21 protein-coding genes are annotated in these 22,350 nt (G+C 65.4%); 11 read left to right on the top strand and 10 right to left on the bottom strand.

Annotation, left to right across the window (positions count from 1 at the left end):
• The first annotated feature begins 112 nt into the window (after positions 1-112).
• The 3 genes from ACFWPX_RS13520 to ACFWPX_RS13510 all read left to right on the top strand — a co-directional run bounded on the left by ACFWPX_RS13520 (position 113) and on the right by ACFWPX_RS13510 (position 1,321).
• A complete protein-coding gene (locus ACFWPX_RS13520; RefSeq protein WP_378927653.1) occupies positions 113-355 on the top strand; it encodes a hypothetical protein in 243 nt (80 codons plus the stop codon).
• Positions 325-789 carry a hypothetical protein gene (locus ACFWPX_RS13515; RefSeq protein WP_378927652.1) on the top strand — a complete coding sequence of 155 codons (465 nt, stop codon included), beginning with the start codon at positions 325-327 and terminating at the stop codon, positions 787-789. The genes ACFWPX_RS13520 and ACFWPX_RS13515 overlap by 31 nt, the downstream gene beginning before the upstream one ends.
• Positions 790-976: 187 nt before the next feature.
• Positions 977-1,321: an Lsr2 family protein gene (locus ACFWPX_RS13510; RefSeq protein ID WP_378927651.1), complete on the top strand. Its 345-nt coding sequence runs from the start codon at positions 977-979 to the stop codon at positions 1,319-1,321.
• Positions 1,322-1,603: 282 nt separating this feature from the next.
• Here the strand turns inward: ACFWPX_RS13510 and ACFWPX_RS13505 are convergent, their stop codons facing one another.
• Both ACFWPX_RS13505 and ACFWPX_RS13500 read right to left on the bottom strand, forming a co-directional pair.
• Complete coding sequence (locus tag ACFWPX_RS13505) at positions 1,604-1,864, bottom strand: hypothetical protein (protein ID WP_378927650.1); 261 nt, start codon at positions 1,862-1,864, stop codon at positions 1,604-1,606.
• A 52-nt stretch (positions 1,865-1,916) separates the two neighbouring features.
• Complete coding sequence (locus ACFWPX_RS13500; protein WP_378927649.1) at positions 1,917-2,168, bottom strand: nucleotide pyrophosphohydrolase; 252 nt, start codon at positions 2,166-2,168, stop codon at positions 1,917-1,919.
• Between the two features lie 313 nt (positions 2,169-2,481).
• Here ACFWPX_RS13500 and ACFWPX_RS13495 point away from each other — a divergent pair, with 313 nt between their 5' ends.
• The 3 genes from ACFWPX_RS13495 (at position 2,482) to ACFWPX_RS13485 (ending at position 7,737) form a co-directional block, all read left to right on the top strand.
• On the top strand, positions 2,482-4,395 hold the full coding sequence (locus ACFWPX_RS13495; RefSeq protein WP_378927648.1) for a DNA/RNA helicase domain-containing protein: 1,914 nt from the start codon (positions 2,482-2,484) through the stop codon (positions 4,393-4,395).
• A gap of 705 nt (positions 4,396-5,100) precedes the next feature.
• Entirely contained in the window at positions 5,101-5,823 is a 723-nt protein-coding gene (locus ACFWPX_RS13490; protein WP_378927647.1) for a hypothetical protein, read from the top strand.
• 24 nt (positions 5,824-5,847) lie between these two features.
• Positions 5,848-7,737, top strand: a complete 1,890-nt coding sequence (locus tag ACFWPX_RS13485; protein WP_378927646.1) for an endonuclease/exonuclease/phosphatase family protein — start codon at positions 5,848-5,850, stop codon at positions 7,735-7,737.
• On the opposite strand, the gene ACFWPX_RS13480 is transcribed toward ACFWPX_RS13485, so the two are convergent.
• Complete coding sequence (locus ACFWPX_RS13480) at positions 7,734-8,669, bottom strand: LysR family transcriptional regulator (RefSeq protein ID WP_378927645.1); 936 nt, start codon at positions 8,667-8,669, stop codon at positions 7,734-7,736. The genes ACFWPX_RS13485 and ACFWPX_RS13480 overlap by 4 nt on opposite strands.
• A gap of 358 nt (positions 8,670-9,027) precedes the next feature.
• On the opposite strand from ACFWPX_RS13480, the gene ACFWPX_RS13475 reads away from it, so the two are divergent.
• A complete protein-coding gene (locus ACFWPX_RS13475) occupies positions 9,028-10,200 on the top strand; it encodes an MFS transporter (protein WP_378927644.1) in 1,173 nt (390 codons plus the stop codon).
• A gap of 60 nt (positions 10,201-10,260) precedes the next feature.
• On the opposite strand, the gene dnaG is transcribed toward ACFWPX_RS13475, so the two are convergent.
• From dnaG to ACFWPX_RS13455, 4 genes are all read right to left on the bottom strand, one after another.
• On the bottom strand, positions 10,261-12,186 hold the full coding sequence (gene dnaG, locus ACFWPX_RS13470) for a DNA primase (protein WP_378927643.1): 1,926 nt from the start codon (positions 12,184-12,186) through the stop codon (positions 10,261-10,263).
• Between the two features lie 25 nt (positions 12,187-12,211).
• The gene (locus tag ACFWPX_RS13465; RefSeq protein WP_378927642.1) at positions 12,212-13,465 is read right to left on the bottom strand and encodes a deoxyguanosinetriphosphate triphosphohydrolase; all 1,254 of its coding nucleotides are present in this window, start codon (positions 13,463-13,465) and stop codon (positions 12,212-12,214) included.
• 1 nt (position 13,466) lies between these two features.
• Complete coding sequence (locus ACFWPX_RS13460) at positions 13,467-14,045, bottom strand: YdcF family protein (RefSeq protein WP_378918934.1); 579 nt, start codon at positions 14,043-14,045, stop codon at positions 13,467-13,469.
• A 119-nt stretch (positions 14,046-14,164) separates the two neighbouring features.
• Positions 14,165-15,085 (bottom strand): LysR family transcriptional regulator, encoded by a 921-nt coding sequence (locus tag ACFWPX_RS13455; RefSeq protein ID WP_378927641.1) that lies wholly within the window; start codon positions 15,083-15,085, stop codon positions 14,165-14,167.
• Between the two features lie 83 nt (positions 15,086-15,168).
• Between ACFWPX_RS13455 and ACFWPX_RS13450 the strand changes: the two genes are divergently transcribed.
• On the top strand, positions 15,169-15,585 hold the full coding sequence (locus ACFWPX_RS13450; protein ID WP_378918890.1) for a DoxX family protein: 417 nt from the start codon (positions 15,169-15,171) through the stop codon (positions 15,583-15,585).
• 46 nt (positions 15,586-15,631) lie between these two features.
• Here the strand turns inward: ACFWPX_RS13450 and ACFWPX_RS13445 are convergent, their stop codons facing one another.
• Positions 15,632-16,309, bottom strand: coding sequence for an MBL fold metallo-hydrolase (locus ACFWPX_RS13445; protein ID WP_378927640.1), 678 nt, complete (start codon positions 16,307-16,309; stop codon positions 15,632-15,634).
• Between the two features lie 69 nt (positions 16,310-16,378).
• Between ACFWPX_RS13445 and ACFWPX_RS13440 the strand changes: the two genes are divergently transcribed.
• Positions 16,379-18,379: a TPM domain-containing protein gene (locus ACFWPX_RS13440; RefSeq protein ID WP_378927639.1), complete on the top strand. Its 2,001-nt coding sequence runs from the start codon at positions 16,379-16,381 to the stop codon at positions 18,377-18,379.
• Between the two features lie 80 nt (positions 18,380-18,459).
• On the opposite strand, the gene ACFWPX_RS13435 is transcribed toward ACFWPX_RS13440, so the two are convergent.
• Complete coding sequence (locus ACFWPX_RS13435) at positions 18,460-19,776, bottom strand: acyltransferase (protein WP_378927638.1); 1,317 nt, start codon at positions 19,774-19,776, stop codon at positions 18,460-18,462.
• Between the two features lie 128 nt (positions 19,777-19,904).
• Complete coding sequence (locus ACFWPX_RS13430) at positions 19,905-21,305, bottom strand: glycine--tRNA ligase (protein ID WP_378918882.1); 1,401 nt, start codon at positions 21,303-21,305, stop codon at positions 19,905-19,907.
• Between the two features lie 188 nt (positions 21,306-21,493).
• On the opposite strand from ACFWPX_RS13430, the gene ACFWPX_RS13425 reads away from it, so the two are divergent.
• Both ACFWPX_RS13425 and ACFWPX_RS13420 read left to right on the top strand, forming a co-directional pair.
• Positions 21,494-21,844 carry a helix-turn-helix transcriptional regulator gene (locus tag ACFWPX_RS13425; RefSeq protein ID WP_067456316.1) on the top strand — a complete coding sequence of 117 codons (351 nt, stop codon included), beginning with the start codon at positions 21,494-21,496 and terminating at the stop codon, positions 21,842-21,844.
• Positions 21,828-22,298 (top strand): Fur family transcriptional regulator, encoded by a 471-nt coding sequence (locus ACFWPX_RS13420; RefSeq protein ID WP_378927637.1) that lies wholly within the window; start codon positions 21,828-21,830, stop codon positions 22,296-22,298. Before ACFWPX_RS13425 ends, ACFWPX_RS13420 begins: the two co-directional genes overlap by 17 nt.
• Positions 22,299-22,350 lie beyond the last annotated feature (52 nt).

Below are 22,350 nucleotides of genomic sequence, written 5' to 3'. Positions count from 1 at the left end.
AGCATGGGAGGAATTCCATACCTGCTGCGGCGTCACCCGCGAGCTGACGTCGCAATGGCTGGGCGCGGAGGAGACAGAGGGCGACCTGTTCTACGCGCTCGGTCACTACGACGTGGCAGTCGGAAGCGACACCACCGTCACCGAGGTGGATGGTGGCCTGCAGGCAGAGATCATCTACAAGGTCTACGTCTACGACTTCTACAACTTCGACAAGCTGCAGAGAGAAGCGCTCAGCCTCAATATCGGGACCGATATCAACAACGAGATGCGCCAGCTCGAGGAGGCTGGATGGGCGCGCAGCTTTCGTTCCCGAGGTGAAGCGACATGGCTACTACGATGGATCGGAAAGCTGTGAGGCACGCCGTCACCCGAGTCCTCGGGCTCTGCGTATCCGTCTGCGCCACCACGATCGCCTTGAGCGGGTGCTCACAGGAAGCAGAAGGCCTGCGCAATATGTCCGAGTGCTCAGGTGTCATCTTCCCAGAGGGATCGAACACAGTCTGGTTCGACCGCGACGGCGGCTTCAATACATGGACCTCTGTAGCGGTGGTTGACATACCCCGCAGCTCGGTCGACGAGTTCAAACAGCGCTCCGGCTTCGCCCCGTTCGCTCCGGGTGTTCCATCGTCGTGGAAGTCGTACTGGGACGCGACAGGCATGGTCGATGCGCTGGCGAACAACGCCGTCAACGAACATTCGGCGAAAGACGACAAGGAACCTCGGCGGTACGTAGTCATCCATGACAGCGGCGGCGAGACGCGAAGGCTCTTCGTCCGCGCGAACTGCTGAGCACAATGCCAGTGCCAAGCGGTGTCGACACGAGCGCAGATCGAGGCGCTGACGAGCCCCGGGACTGCCCGGCGCACGCCGAACCTCTCGTCGAGCCGAACAGCATTACGATTGCCGACGACCGCGCTCAACCAGTTCGGGCGACGCGCACGCAATTCCTCGTACACAACGAACAGGACGTATAGCTATGGCGTGCAAAGTTGTTGTCACCCTTATCGACGACTACGACCGCGCCTCCGTCGCCGAAGATACCGGCGCCTTCGAAATCGATGGTGCTGCTTACGAAATCGACCTGTCCGAGGCCAACGCAGCCAAGCTGCGTAAATCATTCGACCAGTGGCTGCCTTACGCCCGACGGATCGGTCGGGGGAGGATCTCCGGTCGCCGAACGGCCGTGACAGCGGGTCCGTCCGCTCGCCGCGACGATCTCGCCGCCATTCGCGCCTGGGCAAAAGAGAATGGACACACGGTTTCGAGCCGCGGCAGGATCTCCGCCGAGGTCGTCGCGGCCTACGACGCAGCAGCGGTGTAATCGCAAGAGCGGTGACCAGGCCTCCCGCCGCGATCGAGATGAGCTCGGTCTTGTGCACGGTGTAAGCATCGTTTCGCGTCTACGCCAGAGCTCGCAATGTGACGCTGACAGGCCAAACTTCACCTGCGGCCAATGTCGCTGACATGGTCATTCCCCCGCATCCGGCTTGTGTCCGATCCATGCGAGCGGGTGAACGCAACTGCCCAATGCCCACCACGGAGACACCAAACGAGCACCGCCAGACAAGGCGCGACAGGGAAAGCCAACTCCCACATCAGCGCCTCACCAACCAGGAATCGACACCTCGAAACGCGTCAATGTCCCTCCACCGGAGAGAATTTGACGGTGCACTTTCACTCCCGAGGCGCGGACCGGATGTAGGGCAGCATCCAAGGTTGCGTCGCCGTGCTCGTGAGTTTCGACCACCTCGACGAGCAAGACACCCAAGTCCACAGGTCGAATCAGCCGCACCACCAACTGCTCGCCGAGCATGTCGACGTCACCACTCCACCTTCGCTCGGCCGGTCCGACGATCGCCACCATCTTGAGGTCTCTCGGAAACAGTGGACTAGCAGAGGTGGCTCAGGCCCCAGGGTTATTTGACAGCTCGGCCGTAGACCTCGGAAACAGGGTATCGATCAGCGTTCCTCCGAATCTTCGCTTCGACCACACCCGCTAGGTCCACCTCGAGGACATCCGCGAGGCGAAGCAAGTAGATGGGGATGTCGGCGACCTCGTCTTCGACGCGGGCTCGTTGACCCGGAGCTGCCATGATGGCCTGGCCTTGTTCGGGGGTCAGCCATTGAAAGAGCTCGGACAACTCACCGACCTCTCCGGTCAGCGCCATGACGAGATTCTTGGGCGTATGGAAGTTCTCTCACGCCCGTTCGGTCGCGAAGTCAGCGACCATGCGCTGGAGTCTGTCGAATGTCATGGGGGACGTTTCAGCAGGCGAGGTGATCCCACCGTCACGCAACCATCTGACAGGGTGGGGCGCGAATCAGCGGCGTACCCCTCACTCGATCCTCGGCCGACCAGCATCCTCGAGGTGAAGAGCTGTGACGCGCTAGCATGCTGATGTTCATCGGCGTACTCGGCGCACACGTCATGACAGAATGCTCAGCGCTGCAAACGATTTCAGGAATTAGGGGGCGGTCAAGGTGAAGCGTGGCGAGAGTGCCGCAAGACTTCGGACGTTTCGTTCGACGGCTCGGGAGGTAGTCGCGCTTTCCAAGAAGGCGAAGCTGGTGCCGGCCATCGTCGAAAACGCGGGGAAGAAGGGCAATCCGGCGGAGCGGCGGTCCTGGGAGGTCAGTCTTCCAGCGCTTGCCAAGGTGCTGATCAAGGCAGGCTTAGGGGAGGTTGCCATGCTGATCGAGTGTTCGCTGCCTGGCTCGAGCCAGCGGGTGGATGCGCTCTTGGCTGGGGTACACCCCAAGACTGGCGCGGACAACTACGTCCTCGTGGAGTTGAAGCAGTGGAGTCATGCGGAGTTGGGGTGGGGAAGCGACCGGCTCGTATGGTCGTTGCACACACGCGGGGACCAGCTGCATCCGGTCGACCAGGTACGGGGCTACTGCCGATACCTTCAACGGGACGTAGCTCTGCTTCATGATCGTCCCGAGGCTCTGCACGGAGTTGCCTACCTACACAACGCCGAAGAGAAGCTCGTGCGGCCACTTTTCGAACTCCCACCTGACCAGTTCGGACGCTTGTACACAGGCGACCAACGTGAGGGTTTCATAGAATTTCTGCGTTCCCAGCTCACCCCTACATCGGGTTTGTCTGCGGCCGAGCGACTGTTGGACAGTGAGATCCGGCAGAGGACGACACTGCTGAGGTCGACGCCAGCCGAGCTCTACGCTGCTGGCGATTCGTTGGTAGATAATCAGAGACTAGCGTTCGAAGCAGTCCTGAACCGAGTAACTCTCGCTTACCGGTCGAACCAGAAGTGCGTTGTACTTGTGACCGGCGGACCAGGCAGTGGCAAGAGCATCATCGCGATGTCGCTGCTTATGCGTCTACATAAAGACCGACGCAGGGTACGTTATGCGACCGGGTCGGAGGCAATTACAAAGACAATGCGAAGGGTATACGGTCGTCAGGAACGCGGGCTAGAGAAGCTGATCACCTACTACAAGAACCTGACCACGATGCAGGACCAGTGGCTAGATGTGGTCATCTGCGACGAGGCCCATCGCATTCGCAGAACCTCAACCGACAGGTTTACTCGAGCGATTGCCAATACGAAGCGCCCCCAAGTCGACGAGTTGATCGAGATCGCAAATGTCCCAGTCTTTCTACTCGATGAGAATCAAGTGGTTCGCCCCGATGAAGTCGGAACAGTAGACCTGATCCGAGACCACGCGGCGCGCGCGGGGAGGACAGTTTTTCAAATCAACCTCGACGGGCAGTTCCGCTGCGGCGGGAGCGCGGCATATGACGAATGGGTATTGAACCTTCTCGGACTTCGGCCTTTGGGCCCGACGCCTTGGAAGGGCGATGACAACTTCACCGTTAGGGTAGCAAACTCACCACAGCAGATGGAAGACTTCTTACGCTCTCAAATCACTGACAAGGTGAGCGCGAGAATAATGGCTGGGTATTGCTGGGAATGGACCATCGACCCGGATGCCGACGGCGCGCTCGTGGACGACATCAAAATCGGCAACTGGTCCAAGCCGTGGAACAGTTTTCAGAACAAAATCGGCGGTGCCGGAGATCCCCCACCGAAGTGGCTATGGGCAAATGATCCCCGCGGTTTCGAGCAGGTTGGCTGCGTCTATACGGCGCAGGGATTTGAGTTCGACTGGGCAGGTATCATTCTTGGTCCAGAGATCGTCGTAGAGGACCAAGCGCTCGTAATACGACGGGATGCTAACAAGGATAGAAAATTAAGAAGTCGGACACTCTTCGACGAGGAATTCGATATCCTTATACGAAATACATACAAGGTCCTATTGACCAGGGGTATGAGAGGGGTCGTCCTCTATGCCGTCGATGCGGCAACTCAGGAGTTCCTCTCCAGCCTCGTTGACAGACTCGAGTTCGTCGAACCGGGGGTTGCGGATTAAGTGCGAGTGTCGGCAGTCGGGCTGAATCCGGACCCCGTCAGACTGCAGGCGTCGCCCTCCTCGTCGTAGTTAGTTGCGTCAGCGCGAGCGCACTGGACGGAACCGGCACCGCTGCCGGGACACTGTCTTTTCGGATGTCCACGTACGCATCTGCCGAGCTTCGGCGCACGGGGAGTATTCAAACTGCGCACAATTCAGCAGAAATGCCGTTCGAATACTACAGCTCAGTCTCATCAGGATGTGTTGGTAGAGGTCAGGGCGGCTACACCGCCCGGCCCTCGGCTCGGCGCAGTTCCGCTGGTGGCGGGCCAGATCGCGCTCGACGGCGATGAGCTTTGCGCGAGTGATGACGCCGTTGAAGCGCATGGCACGAGCCGGATCCTTGGCGAGTTCGCCCTGTTCGTCGGCGGATGCCCACCGGTAGAAGAGCTCGTTGGGGACAGCGATCAGGTCGCCTCCGGTGATCCATTCCCGCGCGCGGACTTGCCGCAACAGCACTGCCTCCGGCGATGTCCGCGCCCATGCCGCGCTCGCCGTGCGCGCACTGCCGTAGGCGGTGGGCGCGGAATCGAGTACCGCACTACTCGCGCCGAGTGCCCAGCCCCGGACCGACAATCGGAGTCATCACCTGAAAGCGGCGTGTACCTCTCACGATGAGGTCCGGGGTGCACCGTCGCCGGCCGGGTGCGACCGAGGAGGTGCGCGATGCCGAACTTCAACGAAGATGTCGTCATCAAGGGTCATGATCTGGTGCTGAAACACGCGGGCGGCGACGTCATGGCCCGGCTCGACGAGAACGGCAGCCTGACCATGCACCGGGAGATCGCCGGGAAGGCCGTCCAGGTTCTTCAGTTCGCCGCGGGCCAGGTCTTCGGCGTCCCGTTCACCCTGCTGCTCGTCGGCGCGGAGCAGGCACCGGGCACCATTCAGGTCCGCGGCAGCATCGTCGTCAAGGACGGGAAGAACGAGGAACGGATCAAACTCGACGGCGACAAGGGCGACATAATTCTCAGCAATGCCGACGCGGCCGAGGATTTCGAGGTCGCCACCGGCACGGACGTGGCTGCCGGAATGGTCATGGTGCTGGGTGAGGACGGCAAGCTCACCCCGTGTACCAGCGCCTACGATCAATCGGTGGTCGGCGTGATTTCCGGTGCCGGTCGGTATCGCCCCGGACTCGTGTTCGACCGTGGCGCCGAACCCGACGACCATCGAGTGCCCATCTCGGTCATGGGCAAAGTGTCGTGCCGGGCGGACGCGAGCTTCGGCAGCATCCGGGTGGGCGATCTGCTCACGACATCACACAGCCCCGGCTGCGCGATGAAGGCCACCGAGCCGACGCGTGCGTTCGGCACCATCATCGGAAAGGCGTTGGGCCCCTTGACCGATGGCCGGGGTCTCGTCCCGATCCTGATCAGTCTGCAATAGCGCAGCTACGGCGGAGGCTCTGCCATGTCCATCAGTGTTCGTTCGAAGCTGTCGACGGCGACGTATCCCGTCAGTCTGAAGAAGCTCGCCGGGTGGTACGGCGTCACCGGCCTCCGCGCGATCCTCGACCACGTGTGGCTCGGCGAGGCGACCAGCGATGCCGCTTCGACCGACAGTATCGGTGGCACCTACCGCCGTTTCACCAACGGCGTTCTGTACCGCTACACCCACGACAACGGCAAACGCGTCGTCGGCGCGGTCCCGAAGGGCGGCGTGTACGGGCTGTGGACGAGGTCGCATCGGCAGCGCGGGCCGTTCGGCTATCCCGTCGGGCTGCCCGAGTTCAGCGAGAACAAGACGGTATGCCAATTCGAGGGCGGCACAATTACTTCGAGGGCGGAGAAACCTCGCCAGGTCATGTTCTACAACACCGCGCTGATCGGGGTGGACGTCCTCGGCGTCACGCAGGACCGGTTCACGGGGAAGATGTGGGGCGTCTCGATCGTCGACGAGAAGGTCTACGGGGGTCGCGGCCGCGCCAAGCAGCTGAAGGTGCTGATCGACAGGGTGTCCGAATCGACCGCCGATGTGGTGGTGCTCGCCGAGATGATGGGCAACAGCGACCGCGCGCAGCTCATCAGGGCGGTCAGGGCGAAGTTCCCGCACAACGTGGAAGGCCCCGACGAGAAGGACCCCGAAGAGGACAGTGGGCTGCTCATCCTCAGCCGCCACCCCCTCTCACCCCCGCTCGCCGACGCACGGCACAAGGGTGATGTGTGGGGCACCGTCTACCGGTCGTGCTGCGGCGTCGACTGCTGGGCCAACAAGGGCGCGTCGATGGTGCGTGTCTCGCCGAGCGACGGACCGGCGTTCTACGTGGTCGGCACCCACGTGCAGAACGGCAACTTCGACTGCGCCTGGCCGACCAACGCCGGCGTCGGCACCGGCGCGGCCGAGAAACGCGAGGCCCAGCTGCGCCACCTCGACTCCTGGATCATGGGAGTGCGCGACCTCGACCTGCCGGTCGTCATCGTCGGCGACTTCAATATCGACGCCAATGCGGCGACGGGCCGAGAGATCCTGTCGAAGAACCTGCCCGACGCCGACGACCTGTGGCTCGAACACAAGCGATGGCTGCCCGCGACCGCGGACCACACCGACCCGATCACCAGCCCCCACGACAGCGACAGCAATTACGAACCAGGCCGCCCCCGCCGCACCGGAGTATCGACGCGAAAGGGAGCGCGGATCGATCTGGCGTTGCTCGACCAGGGTGAACGCATCACCGCCCACGTCACCGGGATGGCGGTGGAGCCCTACGAGCTCGAGCGCGGCATCGACCTGTCGGACCACTTCGCGATCACCGCCGACCTCGGCATGTCGACGGTGACCCACAAGCTGACCAGGAAGGTCCGCACCACCACCGCCCGGTTGAAGTACCTGCACGCACTGGAACTGTCCGACGGCCTGTTCACCGGCGGCGTGCTGCAGCACTGGTCGAAGAAGGACCCGGACGAAATCGACGTCGCCGGGCGGATCTACAAAGGCAAGCCGGGTACCGCAGGCCGCCCGAGCGCCCGCGTCGGAGACACCGAGATCACCTTCTCGATGGGTGAGCGCCACAAGTTCGCTTCCGACAAGACGCTGGTCTTCGACGGCACCGACGACGTCCACCTGGAAATCACCGTCGAAGAAGTCGACACCGCGGGCCCTATCACCACGGACCGCACCGCGATCGGCCGAGACCGCGACGTAGTTGCCCCCAAGTCCTCCCAACTCCTCCACGCCGCCGCCGGCGGCCGCCGCTACGCCCCCCACGTGATGTACGGAAACGGCGCCGAATACGTAGCCATCATGGAGGTCGACGTCGCCCTTGACCCCTTCCCGCACCGCCGCGAGCGCCCTACCTCCTAGTCCGCGCAGCCGTTGACGACCTTTTGCAGGACGGCCAACTTCGCCGGAGCCGGGTTGCCCGGGTGCCAGGCGATGCCGAATGTGCATTCGGTGAGGTCTTCGACGTCGAGGTAGCGCAGGTCGGGTCGGGGGTAGAGATCGGCCGCGGACGCCGGTACGAAGGCGACCGATCCGCCGAGGGACACGGTGGACAGCAGTGACTCGAAGCTCGAGCCCGGGTGCGCGGAGTAGCGGACCGGGGAGCCGTCAGGCCGCGGATTCACCGACCAGAAGTCGTGGCCTGCCCGGAATGTCGGTGATACCAGGCTGATCACCCGATGGTCGGCGAGATCGGTCAGGCGTAGCGACGAGCGCTCTGTCAGCGGATCGGAGCTCGCGATGCACGCCAAGCGTGGTTCGACAGCGAGTGGTTCGCAGTGCAGATCGTCCGGCACCGGAAAATGGGCGAAGGCCGCGTCGATCTCGCCTGACTGCAAGGCAAGGAGCTGATCGCTGAATCGATCCAGCACTCGAATGTCCGGACCGAGATCGGGGTGGAGTTCGGTCAGCGCGGCGATGACGTTGCGGGTGGAATCCAGCGCGGCGAAACTCTCGCACACACCTAGCCGAAGCCGTTCGGACCCGGATGCCATACGGCGTGCGATGTTGCGCAACTCGTCGGCTGCGTCCACCACGTTCCGGGCGGCAGGCAGCACCGCGTGCCCCGCGGCGGTCAGTTCGACCCGGCGGCTGGATCGGTGGAACAGCGCGACACCGAGGCGTTCCTCGAGCGAGCGGATCTGCTGACTGAGGGCAGGCTGGGTCAGATACAGCCGACGTGCTGCTCGACCGAAGTGAAGTTCTTCGGCAAGGGCCAGCAGGAGTCGCAGCTGATGAGCGGTCGGATCGTCGATGTTGGTCGGGCGAATCCCGGATTGATCAATAATCGACACATTATCAAATTACACCAATTCTAATTGTTGCGCCATTGCTCGCTGGTGCGCCTGAATGGCAGGCTGTTGATACGGAAGGCCGGGCATCGCGAGGCTGCCGATCGCCGCCGGACCGATCACACGCTGCGCCGGAAGCGATTTCAGTCAGTCAACGGGACAGGGGATCAGCAGGGTCTCGCGGCGTGAGCGGGGTGGATTTCTAGATCGAGGAACAGATTTGCCATGCCTGCGAACACCTGCAGAATATCCGCAATTGGCGAAGATTTGTCCATTCATTTCATGATTTCAGAGTTCCCGACGAAGTCGCCGAATCGAAGCAATGTGGGGACCAATTCCCACTCGGACAGAGAAGAGAATCATGCGGTTGAGTCTTGCTTCACTTGTATTGTGCGTCTTCGGAATCACCACCGGCGAGTTCGTCATCGCGGGGATCCTGCCCGATGTCGCCACCGATCTGGATGTGTCCATCCCGGCCGCGGGGCTCCTGGTCACGGCGTACGCCATCGGAATGATCGTCGGTGGGCCGACGCTGACCGCCCTCACCACGCGGTTTCCCCGCAAGCCCTTGATGGTGACGTTGCTGGCGATCGCCGTCCTGGGCAATATCGCATCAGCGCTCGCACCGGCGTACGAGGCGCTGTTCGCGGCCCGGGTCGTCACCGCGCTGGTGACATCGACGTTCTTCGCCAACGCGATCGTCACCGCGGTGTCGACAGCACCGGAAGGCAAGCAGGCCTCGACGGTGTCGAAGCTGGTGTTCGGAATGAACGTGGCGATGATTCTGGGCGCGCCACTGGGCACCTTCATCGGTTCCCAGTATGGATGGCGTGCCACCTTCGCGGCGGTCGCCGCGGTCTGCGTGCTCGGGTTGCTGCTGGTGATCCGGCTGGTCCCCGCGGTGGCGAACGCAGGCGGCTCGGCGGTGGCCGAGATGGGTGTATTCCGCAGTCGTGATGTGCAATTGGCGATCTCGATCACCGCGATCGCCAATGCCGGAGTGCTGATGGTGTTCACCTACTTCTCGCCGCTGCTGACCGATGTCAGCGGCTTCACCAGTGGCTCGGTCGCCGGCTGGCTGCTGATCTACGGTGTCGGCGCGACCGTGGGCAATCTCATCGGCGGGCGCCTGTCGGACCGTGCCCTGATGCCTTCGCAGATCGGGTTGCTGACCCTGCTTGCCGGAGCGCTCGCACTCATGTGGCTGGTCAGCACCAACCCCGTGCTCATCGCGGTGATGGTGTTCGTCCTCGGGGCACTGGGCTTCTCGGTGATTCCCGGGATGCAGGCACGGGTTCTGAGCACCGCGGCGGCTGCGCCGACACTGGCCATGGCGGTGAACGCGTCGGCCTACCAACTCGCGCCAGCCTTCGCGGGCTGGCTGGGCGGGCGGGTCATCGACAGCAGCGGCTTACGATCGGTGTATCTGGTCGCAGCGGCCGTCACCATCGCCGGAATCGCCCTGAGTGGCGTGGCCTGGTACCGCGATCGCCTCGCAACCGATGTCGACGACGCGAAAGTGGCTGTGGCATGAGCGAATCGAGAATCCAAACGCGGAACCGCGTTGCCTCGAGACGCGATCCCCCCAGCGCTTTCAGGCCCCGGCCGCGTAGCCCTCGTTGCCCATCGCCTGGGCCGCGAGGCTCTTGCGGTACTGCTCCAGCGCCACCAGGTCGCCGAACAGGGTCATGTAGGTGTCGGGCTCCTCGCTGGCGGACAGTCGCTGCAGCTTCGATTTGAGCTCGGCGATCTGGCGGCCTACCCAGGCTTCCTGGGTGCGGGCGAGGATGCCGGTGATGAAGCGTGGGGTGTCGTTCTGGGTGCGGACCGGGAGCTGCTCGTTGGCCAGTTCGGAGACCAGGGCGCGGATCATCAGGTCATCGGTGTGGTCGGATACGGCGGCGACCCATTCCGCGCCGCTGAGCCCGGCCGCCGTGCCGCCCGCTTGGGCGATCATGAGGCGCAGGGCGATGTAGGCGGGGTGGGTGAAGGCGGCGGCGTCGATCGCGTCGAAGGCCACGCCGGCTATTCCCGGGTATTGCAGTGCGGCACTGAGGCTTTGACGTTGGGCGAACAGCACCGGATCGTTCGGGGCAGGCCGCACCGAGGAGCTCTCCTCGACGCGGGGCGCGGGAATCGACGCGGCGCCGGACTTCAGCGCAGGCGTGGCATTGGTGCCCATCCGGTTCTTCTTCGCCTCTTCACCGACCCGGCGCACGACCAGCTGGATGTCGTCCCAGCCGACCCAACCGGCCAGCTTGGTCGCGTACCCCTTACGGGTGGCGTTGTCCTTGATCTGGGCCACCACGGGCACGGTACGGCGCAACGCCTCGACGCGGCCCTCGACATCGTCGAGATTGTGTTCGGCCAGCAGACCGCGAATCACGAACTCGTACAGCGGGGTTCGCCGGGCCACCAGGTCGCGCACGGCACTGTCGCCGGAGTGCTGACGCAACTCGCACGGATCCTGCCCGTCGGGCGCGACAGCGATGTAGGTCTGGCCGGCCAGCCGCTGATCACCGCTGAACGCCTTCAACGCCGCGGCCTGGCCTGCCGCGTCACCGTCGAAGGTGTAGATGATCTCGCCGCGCCAGAAGTTGTCGTCCATCAGCAGCCTGCGCAACACCTGCAGGTGCTCTTCGCCGAAAGCGGTGCCACAGGACGCGACCGCGGTTTTCACTCCGGCCAGGTGCATGGCCATGACGTCGGTGTAGCCCTCGACGACCACGGCCTGATGCCCCTTGGAGATGTCGCGTTTGGCATGGTCGAGACCGAACAGCACCTGAGACTTCTTGTACAGCAACGTTTCCGGCGTGTTCACGTACTTGCCGGGCATGGTGTCGTCGTCGAACAGCTTGCGCGCGCCGAACCCGATCACCTCGCCGCCGAGATTGCGGATCGGCCACAGCAGGCGCCGATGGAATCGGTCGATCGGACCGCGCTTGCCCTGCTTGGACAACCCCGCCGCTTCCAGCTCCTTGAACTCGAAACCCAAGCGCTGCAAGTGCTTCGTCAGCCCGTCCCAGCCCGCGGGCGCGTAACCGCAACCGAACTGCTGCCAGGACGCCTTGTCGAAATTACGGTCCGTCAAATACTTGCGGGCGGCCTCGGCCTCGGGTTCGTGCAGCAGTGCCATGTAGTACTCGTGCGCGGCGGCATTCGCCGCGACCAGGCGGGAGCGCGTGCCGCGATCGCGCTGCACCGAGGTGCCGCCACCCTCGTAGTTGATCTGGTAGCCGATCCGATCGGCCATCTGCTCGACTGCCTCGACGAAACCGATGTGTTCCATCTGCTGCAGGAACTTGTAGACGTCGCCGCCCTCACCACAGCCGAAGCAGTGGAACAGTCCATGGTTGGGTCGCACATGGAACGACGGCGACTTCTCGTCGTGGAACGGGCACAGACCTTTGATCGAGTCGGCGCCCGCGCGCTTGAGCGCCACGTACTCACCGACTACATCTTCGATCCGGACACGTTCACGGATCGCCGCGATATCGCGATCTGGGATTCGTCCGGCCACGGTGAGCGAGTCTAGTCGGGTCTGGTCAGCGGCAGTCCAGCGAGGCGGCGACGCGTTCGAAGCGGCTCTCGGTGTAGGAGGCGATCTGGTCGATCACCACGCGCACGCGGGCGGCCTCGGTGGTCGCGGCGTTGAACCAGGGCAGCATCTGGTCGTCGAGGTGGGCAGGCGCGGTGGTGAGCAGGCGGTCGGCGACGGCCTGCACGCGATCGCGCTGGGTCTGCTGGCGGGCGAGGTGGCCGGGGTCGGAGCGCACGTAGCGCAGCGCCATGGTCTTGAGGACGGCGACCTCGGCGGCCACGATCGGTGGCACGATCAGGTCGGCCTCGTAGCGGCTGAGCGGGCCTTCGCCGTAGCGCTCGTGGGTGGCCGAGATCGCGGCGGTGGCGAAGCGGCCGACCAGTTCGCTGGTGAGTCGTTTCAGGGCCACCGAGGCGCCGAAGCTGCCGTCGTAGGTCGCGGCGTCGGCCACGATGTCGAGTTCGGAGAGCCGTTGCGCGGCGGCGGCGAGTGCTTCGATCGACTGGTCGGGGTGCTGGCCGTGACCCTGTTCGGCGAGCGCGGCCTGCTCGGCCGGATCGGCGAGGGCACGCAGGTCGATCCGGCCGACGATCACGCCGTCCTCCACGTCGTGCACCGAGTAGGCGACGTCGTCGGACCAGTCCATGATCTGGCATTCCAGGCTCTGTTTGCGGTCGGGCGCGTCTTTGCGCACCCACGCCAGGCGCTCGAGGTCGTCGTCGTAGGCGCCGAACTTGGTGCCGGAACCGCTTCTGCCCCACGGGTATTTGAGGGTCGCGTCCAGGGCCGCCCGAGTGAGGTTGAGCCCGAAGCTTTCTCCGTCGGCGTCGAGGATCTTGGGTTCGAGGCGGGTCAGGATGCGCAGGTTCTGGGCGTTGCCTTCGAAACCGCCGTATTCGTCGGCGAATTCGTCGAGTGCGCGTTCGCCGTTGTGTCCGTAGGGCGGGTGGCCGATGTCGTGGGCCAGGCCCGCGAGGTCGACGAGGTCGGGGTCGGCACCGACACCGTCGGCGATGCTGCGCCCGATCTGGGCCACTTCGAGGGAGTGGGTCAGGCGGGTGCGCGGGGTATCGCCCTCGCGCGGGCCCATGACCTGGGTCTTGTCGGCCAGTCGACGCAGCGCGGCGGAGTGCAGCACACGGGCACGATCGCGCGAGAACTCACTGCGATGGCCTTTGCCCGCGGCACCGGGCCACGCGGTCTTGCCCGGCTCGTGGACCATGCGTTCCTGGTCGTGCGGGGTATAGGTCCCTGTCATCTCACTGTCCCGCCTCGTAAGGGAAGTCTGCCGAGAAATGAGTGAGCTGATACCAGAGCAGCGCGCCGGTTTCGCGGGCGATGCCGTGGAATTGCGACTCCCTCGTGTAGACGGCCGGTCCGGTGCGGGTGGGTGCGGTCCACGCTTCCAAGCCCGCGTCGCGAGCCATCGTCCTGGTTCGCAGTGAATGCCACGGATCGCTCACGAGTACGGCCGATGACATGTCGCGCTCCCCCATCGCCGACGCCACCGCCTCGATGCTGCGTAACGTGTCGGAACCCGTTTCCACGGCGAGGATGCTCTCGCTGGGCACACCTTTGTCTTCCAAATACGCTTTGCCCGACGCGGCTTCGGTGTACAGGTCGCCCTCCTGCTTGCCGCCGACGGTGATCACCGTGGGCGCCACACCGGCTTCGTAGAGCCGCCACGCCTGATACAACCGCGCCTCGAAAACCGACGACGGCGTCCCCGAATACTGCGCCGCGCCGAGCACCACGATCGCGTTCGCCGGGGTGTAGTCGTCGATCCGCGCGACCTGCCAGACCCGGAACGCCGTCCCGGCGACCAGCACCAACGCCATCAGCACCGCCCCGGCGATCAACCGGACGAACCACACCGAGACCGTCGACACCAGCCCGCGCGGATGCCTGACATCCTGGGCGGGCGCTGAGGTTCGCGAGTATCCCGATTTCACCTTCGTCAGTCTGCCAGGTCGGTCCGACGCGTCGTGTGGTCAGCGGTCACCACCGGATTCCGTTCCGGTGAACGACCGATCGCCGCCGGCGAGATCGTCGCGGCGACGTCGATGAACGAGCGGATCAACGGGCTGTGCTCGGCGCTGTTCCAGGCCAGGACGAGACTGCTCGGCGGCTTGTCGACGAGCGGGACCACCACCAGACCGTCCGGGACCGGATGACCGAGCGGCGTGAGCCCGACGGTGCCGTTCCACAGAACGGTTTGCTGACATTCGTGGACGGTGCGCACCACCGGCCCGGTGTCCGGATCGGTCGGGTGCGACCAGTAGCTGCGCCAGATCGGGTCGGTGTCGGGAGGCAGCTGGAACCAGTGTCGATCGGCCAGGTCTCGCAGGTGCAGGTTCGCGCGGTCGGCGAGTGGATCATCCACGCGCAGTACGACACCGACGGGGTCTGTGCGCAAAACCTGGGTGGTGATACCTGTTTCGTCGAAGGGCGTGCGGGTGAGGGCGATGTCGACGCGCCCGGCGCGCAATCCCGCTGTCGGGTCGGCGAAGTCGCCTTCTCTGATGTGCACTTGCACGCCTGGATGCGCGTCTCGGTAGGCCGCGGCAAGTCGAGCGCCTGCCTGTTCGGCGAAGGTGCCGATGGTGAGGGCGGACGCCCCGGCGGCGACCGCGACCCTGGTGCGCACCCGATCCGCCTGGGCCAGCAGGTCGCGTGCCTCGTCGTAGAGCGCGGACCCGGCGGGCGTGAGGACAACGCCGGTCGATGAGCGACGCAACAGGTCATAGCCGAGGTCGGACTCGAGCTGTTTGATCGCCCGGCTCAGCGGCGGCTGGGTCATGTACAGGCGGGCGGCGGCGCGACCGAAGTGGAGTTCCTCGGACACCGTCGTGAAGTATCGCAGGAGGCGGAGGTCCATGAGCTGCGACGATACCCGCTCGGTATCAGGTTCGCCGGATCGGTCTTGGACGCGGCCGGTCTCGCGATGGTCAGGTGGAAGCCATGAGCGTCATAGTCCTGATCGGGCGAATCCTGTTCTCCGCGTTGTTCATCGGCGCGGCCATCGGCCATCTGAGTGCGGCGAAGGACACCGCGCGCTATGCCGCGAGCCGTGGGGTGCCGTCGGCGGTGTTCGCGGTGTACGGGTCGGGTGCGGTCATGCTCGTCGCTGGAACGAGCGTGCTGCTCGGGGCATGGGGAGACCTCGGCTCGCTTGCCCTGGTCGTGTTCCTGGTGCCGACGGCCTTCCTGATGCACGCCTTCTGGAAGGAAACCGATGCCGAGACGAAGCAACACGAGATGGTCCATTTCAACAAGGACATCGCTCTGGCGGGTGCCGCACTGATCTTCTTCGCGGTCTTCGCCTACACCGCTGAACTGGGCCTTACCCTCACTGGCCCAGCATTCACGCTGCGCTGATTCCGCCGATGACACTGCCCTGGCCCGCTTGTGCCTGGCCAGAACGTCACCAGCCCCGCGCGCGCCATTCGGGCAGGTTCGCGCGGTCGGCGCCGAGGGTGGTGTCGTCGCCGTGGCCCGGGTAGACGACGGTGTCGTCGGGGTAGCGGTCGAAGAGTTTGGTGGTGACGTCGGTGAGTAGGGTGTCGAAGTCGGCGGGACTGTGAGTTTTGCCTACCCCACCTGGGAAAAGGGAGTCGCCGGTGAAGAGGTGGGTGTGGCCTGCGTTGTCGGTGAGGGCGAGGGCGATCGAGCCGGGGGTGTGGCCGCGCAGGTGGATGACATGCAGAACCAAGTCGCCGAATTCGATGGTGTCGCCGTCTTCCAGGAGGCGGTCGGGGCGGACCGGGATGTGGTCGGCGTCGAGGGTGTGGGCGGCGGTGGGGACGGCGAGGGACTTGGTGACCTCGGTCAGCGCCTGCCAGTGATCGGGGTGGCGGTGGGTGGTGACGAGCTGTTCGACCTGGCCGGGGGTCTCGAGCGCGGTCAGTTCGATGATGCGCTCGGCGTCGTTGGCGGCGTCGATCAGCACGGCGGCGCCGGTGCCGGTGCTCTGGATCAGGTAGGTGTTGTTGTCCATCGGACCGACGGACATCTTCACGATGCGGGCGCCGGGGACGTCGCGCTGCTGGGCGTCCTCGCCCGCGGTGACGTGACCTGTGTACTGGCGAGCGACTGTGACCATGCGTCCGATCGTAGAAGCCACGCGCCGCGCTGTCGTGCTGGTGACGGTCGCGACGGTTAGATTCGACACATGCCGCTGTCGAGTTCGGCCCCACGATCGGTTTCGGTGCTCTGCGCGGTGTTCGCCGTGCTGAGTCTGCTGTGCGCGCCCAGTGCTGTCGCCGAGCCGCCCGCCCGGATGGGTCCGCAGGTGGTCGACACCGCGAATGTGCTCAGCGCGGGCGACGAAGGGCGTGTGCTCGACGCGGTCGACACCCTCTACCGCGATCACCAGGTGAAGCTGTGGGTGATCTATGTGCGCACGTTCGGGTCGATGGCGGCGCGGGACTGGGCCGCCCGCACCGTCGAACTCTCCGGTTTCAGCGATCGCGACCTGCTGCTGGCGGTGGCCGTCGACGATCGCGGCTACTGGCTCGACGGCGCCCTTCCCGCTGGTGTGACCGACGCCGAACTGGACTCGCTGCTCGCCGGTTCGGTGGAACCCGCTCTGCGAGACCAGAAGTGGGCCCAAGCCGCCGTCGACACCGCTGAAGGCATCGGTTCCGCCATGAAGGGCGGCGGCGTGCCGTGGGGTGTGCTGATCCTCATCGCGCTGGCCGTGGTCGTAGTGGCGGGCGGTCTGATGTTGTTCTCGCGCAAGCGCCGTGGCAAGAGGGAGCGAGCCGAACTGACCAACGCGCGCGAGCTCGACCCCACCGACTCGCCGGCCCTGGCGAAACTGTCGCTGCCGACCTTGCACGCGCTCTCCCGCGAGCGGTTGGTCGAGATCGACGATGCCGTGCGGACCAGCGGTGAGGAATTGACCTTGGCGACCAGCGAATTCGGCGACACGGCGGTGACCCCCTTCCGCTCTGCACTCGATGCCGCCCGCGCGGCCACCGCGAAGGCGTTCACGATTCGTCAGCAACTCGATGATGCCGTCCCGGAGACACCTGATCAGCAGCGCGCCATGCTCGTCGAGCTGATCGCGACGGCGGGCAAGGCCGATCGCGAACTCGACGCGCAGGTCACCGATTTCGACGCGATGCGCGATCTGCTCATCGACGCACCCGCCCGGCTGGACGCGCTCACCCGCGACATCATCGAACTGACCGCGCGCATGCCGGGCTCCGAAGCCGAACTCGCCAGGCTCGATTCGACCTACCCGCCCTCGGTCATCGCGCCGATCCACGACAACGTGCGGATGGCGCAGGGACGAATTACCTTCGCCGAGAACAACATCGACAACGCCCGCACCGCGCTCGCACAGCCCGTCGGGCAGCAGGGTGGCGCGGTCGCGGCGATCCGCGCGGCCGAGGGCGCGATCGGGCAGGCCAAGACCCTCCTCGATGCCGTCGACCAGGCGGCGACGAATATCCAGCAGGCGCGCGATGGTCTGCCCGCCGCCCTCGACGAACTGCGCGCCGACCTGAGCTCGGCCAAGAGCCTCACCGAATTCGGCGGCGCCGACCTGGCCTCCGCGGTTTCGTCCGCCACCACGGCCCTGAATGCGCAGAACGCCGACAGCGATCCTCTCGGCACCTTCCACGACGCGGTCACCGCAGACGCTGAACTGGACCGGGCGATCGCGGCGGCCTCGGATCGCAAACTGGCCGTGGAGGATCTACGACGCAGGCTCGACCGCACCCTCACCGACGCGGCCGCGCGGATCGACGCCGCGTCCTCGTTCATCACCACCCGGCGCGGCGGCATCGATGCCGAGGCGCGCACCCGGCTCTCCGAAGCACAGCGTCATCTCGACGAGGCACGAGGGCTCGCGGCCGGTGACCCCGAACGCGCACTCGTCAGCGCGCAAACCGCAGCCGACCTCGGCGGTCGGGCCATGCAGCAGGCACAGGCCAGCGTGCAGGCATGGGAAACCCGCCAGCCGATGTCGGGCGGCGGCTCCCAGACCGGCGCGGTGCTGGGCGGAATCCTGCTGAACGAGCTCCTGCGCGGCGCGATGACCGGCGGTTCACGGCGCGGCGGTTTCGGCGGAGGTGGTTTCGGCGGCGGAGGCGGCGGCTATCGGCCGGGCTCATTCGGCGGCTCCTCGGGATCGCGGCGGGTCAGCCGGGGCGGCAGATTCTGAGACATCGTGGCCTGCGGGTGGCCCGGACGATTCCGCAGCAACTGCGGATATCAGGTCGGTGGCGACCGCCCCGGTCGAACTCAGGCGGTCGCGGCTTCCCGGTCGGCGGGTGACCAGGACAACTCTGCGGCCACAGCATCGAGCAGGTCGGTGGCGAGCGCTCCCCCGCCCAACCGGCCGATGGTCAACCTGCCGAGATAGGTGTACACGAGGAAAGTGACCGCCGCGGATGCCCCGGTCGACGGTCGGGGGTGTGCGGAGAGGTAGACGATCTCGTAGTCGTCGAGGAACAGCCCGGCGGGGGCACGGAACGTGGGCACCGTCCCGGTATTGGTGAGGGCGATGTGGCCCGCGGTGGAGTGGATTCGGTTGGGTCCGAACAAGTCCGGGAAGTGCAGGACCGACTGTTCGATCACGCCGTCGGCCAGGTCGTTGTGCAGGCTGGTGCCGATCCGGCGAGCAAGGACGATGAGGTCCGCGGTGTCGGAGGAATCCGCGCGGAACGCGGCAAGGCCGGATAGGTTGGTGCCCGCTTCCGCGTCGACCGGCGGGTCGAGGCGCCTGCGCAGGTCGACCGGATACAGGCACGAGACGCTGTCCGCGCCGGAGAGATCGGCATAGGCCCGTAGCACCGCGGCGGTGACCAACCCGTTGACGCTCACCGCGTGCGCGCGAGCCAGGTCGAGCACCCGCGCGGTCGCGACTGTATCGAGCTGAATCCGCGCCGGCCGAGCCAAGGAGGCCGGAGCCGCTTCCGACCGCTCGACAGCGCTCATCGGGTCAGCGGCGACGAGCGGACGCGTCACCGGCTCGAGCCCCGACCGCCGCCCACGCCGGATCCCCCGGTGCGCCAGTAACACCTCGAGCGACGCCGGAAGCTCCCGCGCCACCCCCTCCGGCTCGGCGATGGTCGAGATGTCCGTCGGGGCCGCGTCGGCCGCGATCTTCCCGGTCTCCACATAGTCGGTGTAGTAGCCCCACAGCCGCGCGAACAGTTCGACGCAATGCCCCGCATCGGCCACGCTGTGGTGCACGAACAACGTGACCCGAGCCCGATCCTCTTCGGCGAGAACCACATCCAGATACGCCAGCTGAGCGCCGGGATCCATGGACTCGGCTGGAATCCGGACCTCGTCGGGCTCACCGAAACTCACCCACGCACCGACGGCCTCGATATGCCCGGGGCGCAACAGGATTCCGTTCTCGTCGGCATCCTCGACGATCCGGCACACCAGAATCGGGAATCTCCGCTGCAGCGCCGCGAAGGCCGCGCCGAGCCCCGCCGCGTCCAATTCCCCGAGCACCGTGACCGACCGCCCGGTGAACGTCGCGTGCCGCACGAATCGTTGTTCCGACGGGTCGAGCACCCGCACCACGTCTTCCGGTTCCCACAGCACAACGAAGATCGTGAGGCAAGCGCCCACCCAACGCAAACCGTCAGCTACGCGGTGTGATCAACCGCCCACCCCGCGGACGCGAAAGAGCCCGCACCGACTTGCCGGTGCGGGCTCTTCGACCTGCTGAATCAGGCGCCGATCAGACGTGCTGCCAGGTAGGACTCGACCTTGTCCAGGGCGATGCGCTCCTGGGCCATCGAGTCGCGCTCGCGGATCGTCACTGCCTGGTCGTCGATGGTGTCGAAGTCGACCGTGATGCAGAACGGCGTACCGATCTCGTCCTGACGACGGTAGCGGCGGCCGATGGCACCCGCATCGTCGAAGTCGACGTTCCAGTTGCGGCGCAGCTGGGCGGCGAGGTCCTTGGCCTTGGGGGTCAGGTCGGCGTTGCGCGAGAGCGGCAGCACCGCGGCCTTGACCGGCGCGAGGCGCGGATCCAGACGCAGGCTGATCCGCTCTTCGGTGGTGCCCTTCGCGGTCGGCACCTGATCGACGGTGTAGGCGTCGACCAGGAACGCCATCAGCGAACGAGTCAGACCGGCCGCCGGCTCGATGACGTAGGGCGTGTAGCGCTCACCGGTGGCCTGGTCGCGGTAGCTCAGGTCGACGTTGGAGTGCTCCGAGTGCGTCTTGAGGTCGTAATCGGTGCGGTTGGCGATGCCCTCGAGCTCACCCCACTCGCCGCCCTGGAAGCGGAAGCGGTACTCGATGTCGGTGGTGCCCGCCGAGTAGTGCGACAGCTTTTCCTTCGGGTGCTCGAACAGGCGCAGGTTCTCCGGGTCGATGCCGAGGTCGGTGTACCAGGCCAGACGGGTCTCGATCCAGTACTTGTGCCACTCGACGTCGTCGCCGGGCTTGACGAAGAACTCCATCTCCATCTGCTCGAACTCGCGCGTGCGGAAGATGAAGTTGCCCGGCGTGATCTCGTTGCGGAAGCTCTTGCCGATCTGGGCGATGCCGAACGGCGGCTTCTTGCGCGCGGTCTCCTGGACGTTCTTGAAGTTGACGAAGATGCCCTGCGCGGTCTCGGGGCGCAGGTAGTGCATGCCCTCTTCGTCGTCGACCGGGCCGAGGAAGGTCTTGAGCAGACCGGAGAAGTTGCGCGGCTCGGTCCACTTGCCCGGCTGGCCGGTGTCGGGATCGTTGATGTCGGCCAGGCCGTTGGCGGGCGGGTGGCCGTGCTTGGCCTCGTAGGCCTCGATGAGATGGTCGGCGCGGTAACGCTTGTGCGTGTGCAGCGACTCGACCAGCGGATCGGAGAAGGTGGCCACGTGGCCCGAGGCCTCCCAGACCGGGCGCGGCAGGATCACCGAGGAGTCGAGGCCAACGACATCGTCGCGGCTGGTGACCATGGTCCGCCACCACTGCCGCTTGATGTTGTCCTTCAGTTCGACGCCGAGCGGACCGTAGTCCCACGCCGACTTGGTGCCTCCGTAGATCTCACCGCACGGGTAGACCAGACCCCGGCGCTTGGCGAGGTTGGCAACGGTGTCCACCTTCGACTTGGGTGCCACGCGAGATTTCTCCATCCACTGCGAGTCGGAATGTCCGCTACGTCGGCTCTATTGCACTACGACGTAGCGTTCGTATTGCAATAGAGCGTATCGGCACCCGTCCAGTGAGTTAGCAGCACCCGAGGTGTCCAGCGCGGCGCGTCATTTGACATGCGCAACCGTGCATATCAAAATGGAATCTGTTTCCATTAAGGAGTTGGTTCATGACGACCGAGGCTGCGCCCGCGCACCCGCACAACCCGTACCACTCCCCTGCCCCCGCCGCCGTGCCGTCGCGCACGGTACTCGAGGACGCGGGCGAGCTGCTGCGGGCACTGGCCGCGCCGGTACGCATCGCCATCGTGCTGCAGTTGCGTGAGTCGCCGCGCTGCGTGCACGAGCTGGTCGACGCGCTCGGCGTCACCCAGCCGCTGGTCAGCCAGCATCTGCGCATTCTCAAATCGGCGGGCGTCGTGCACGGCGAACGCTCGGGCCGCGAGGTGCTCTACGAACTCGTCGACGATCATCTGGCGCACATCGTCGTCGATGCCGTCGCCCATGCCGAGGAAGGATAATCCGTTGGCAGACAACACCTCCGCGAAGCAGGTCGGAGTTCGCAGTACCCGTCAGCGCAGTGCCATCTCGGCCCTGCTCAGCAATATCGACGAGTTCCGTTCGGCGCAGGAACTGCACGACGAGCTCCGCAAACGCGGCGAGGGCATCGGCCTGACCACCGTCTACCGCACCCTCCAGTCCCTCGCCGACGCGGGCATGGTCGACGTCCTGCGCACCGACACCGGCGAATCCGTCTACCGCCAGTGCTCGAGCGGCCACCATCACCACCTGGTCTGCCGCCATTGCGGCCGCACCGTCGAGGTCGAGGGCCCGACGGTCGAGGCGTGGGCCGAGACGATAGCGAGCGACCACGGATTCACCGAGGTGAGCCACACACTCGAGATCTTCGGCACCTGCCGCGAATGCGTGCACAGCCGGGCCGACGCGGACGAGGACGAACCCGCATCCGTGTGACTCACATCACATGATGGAACCTTCGCTTCGCGTGCCCCGTCCAACCTTCACG

The organism is Nocardia sp. NPDC058518 (assembly GCF_042719655.1).
Lineage (GTDB): Bacteria > Actinomycetota > Actinomycetes > Mycobacteriales > Mycobacteriaceae > Nocardia.
This window is presented reverse-complemented; position numbering and strand designations above follow the sequence as displayed.

What these genes read in the sequence shown, in the direction of transcription:
- ACFWPX_RS13515 (WP_378927652.1), top strand. Translation starts at nt 325, where the DNA reads ATGGCTACTACGATGGATCGGAAAGCTGTGAGGCACGCCGTCACCCGA.
- ACFWPX_RS13510 (WP_378927651.1), top strand. Translation starts at nt 977, where the DNA reads ATGGCGTGCAAAGTTGTTGTCACCCTTATCGACGACTACGACCGCGCC.
- ACFWPX_RS13505 (WP_378927650.1), bottom strand. Translation starts at nt 1,864, where the DNA reads ATGGTGGCGATCGTCGGACCGGCCGAGCGAAGGTGGAGTGGTGACGTC.
- ACFWPX_RS13500 (WP_378927649.1), bottom strand. Translation starts at nt 2,168, where the DNA reads ATGGCGCTGACCGGAGAGGTCGGTGAGTTGTCCGAGCTCTTTCAATGG.
- ACFWPX_RS13490 (WP_378927647.1), top strand. Translation starts at nt 5,101, where the DNA reads ATGCCGAACTTCAACGAAGATGTCGTCATCAAGGGTCATGATCTGGTG.
- ACFWPX_RS13485 (WP_378927646.1), top strand. Translation starts at nt 5,848, where the DNA reads ATGTCCATCAGTGTTCGTTCGAAGCTGTCGACGGCGACGTATCCCGTC.
- ACFWPX_RS13475 (WP_378927644.1), top strand. Translation starts at nt 9,028, where the DNA reads ATGCGGTTGAGTCTTGCTTCACTTGTATTGTGCGTCTTCGGAATCACC.
- ACFWPX_RS13465 (WP_378927642.1), bottom strand. Translation starts at nt 13,465, where the DNA reads ATGACAGGGACCTATACCCCGCACGACCAGGAACGCATGGTCCACGAG.
- ACFWPX_RS13460 (WP_378918934.1), bottom strand. Translation starts at nt 14,045, where the DNA reads ATGGCGTTGGTGCTGGTCGCCGGGACGGCGTTCCGGGTCTGGCAGGTC.
- ACFWPX_RS13455 (WP_378927641.1), bottom strand. Translation starts at nt 15,085, where the DNA reads ATGGACCTCCGCCTCCTGCGATACTTCACGACGGTGTCCGAGGAACTC.
- ACFWPX_RS13450 (WP_378918890.1), top strand. Translation starts at nt 15,169, where the DNA reads ATGAGCGTCATAGTCCTGATCGGGCGAATCCTGTTCTCCGCGTTGTTC.
- ACFWPX_RS13445 (WP_378927640.1), bottom strand. Translation starts at nt 16,309, where the DNA reads ATGGTCACAGTCGCTCGCCAGTACACAGGTCACGTCACCGCGGGCGAG.
- ACFWPX_RS13440 (WP_378927639.1), top strand. Translation starts at nt 16,379, where the DNA reads ATGCCGCTGTCGAGTTCGGCCCCACGATCGGTTTCGGTGCTCTGCGCG.
- ACFWPX_RS13430 (WP_378918882.1), bottom strand. Translation starts at nt 21,305, where the DNA reads ATGGAGAAATCTCGCGTGGCACCCAAGTCGAAGGTGGACACCGTTGCC.
- ACFWPX_RS13425 (WP_067456316.1), top strand. Translation starts at nt 21,494, where the DNA reads ATGACGACCGAGGCTGCGCCCGCGCACCCGCACAACCCGTACCACTCC.
- ACFWPX_RS13420 (WP_378927637.1), top strand. Translation starts at nt 21,828, where the DNA reads ATGCCGAGGAAGGATAATCCGTTGGCAGACAACACCTCCGCGAAGCAG.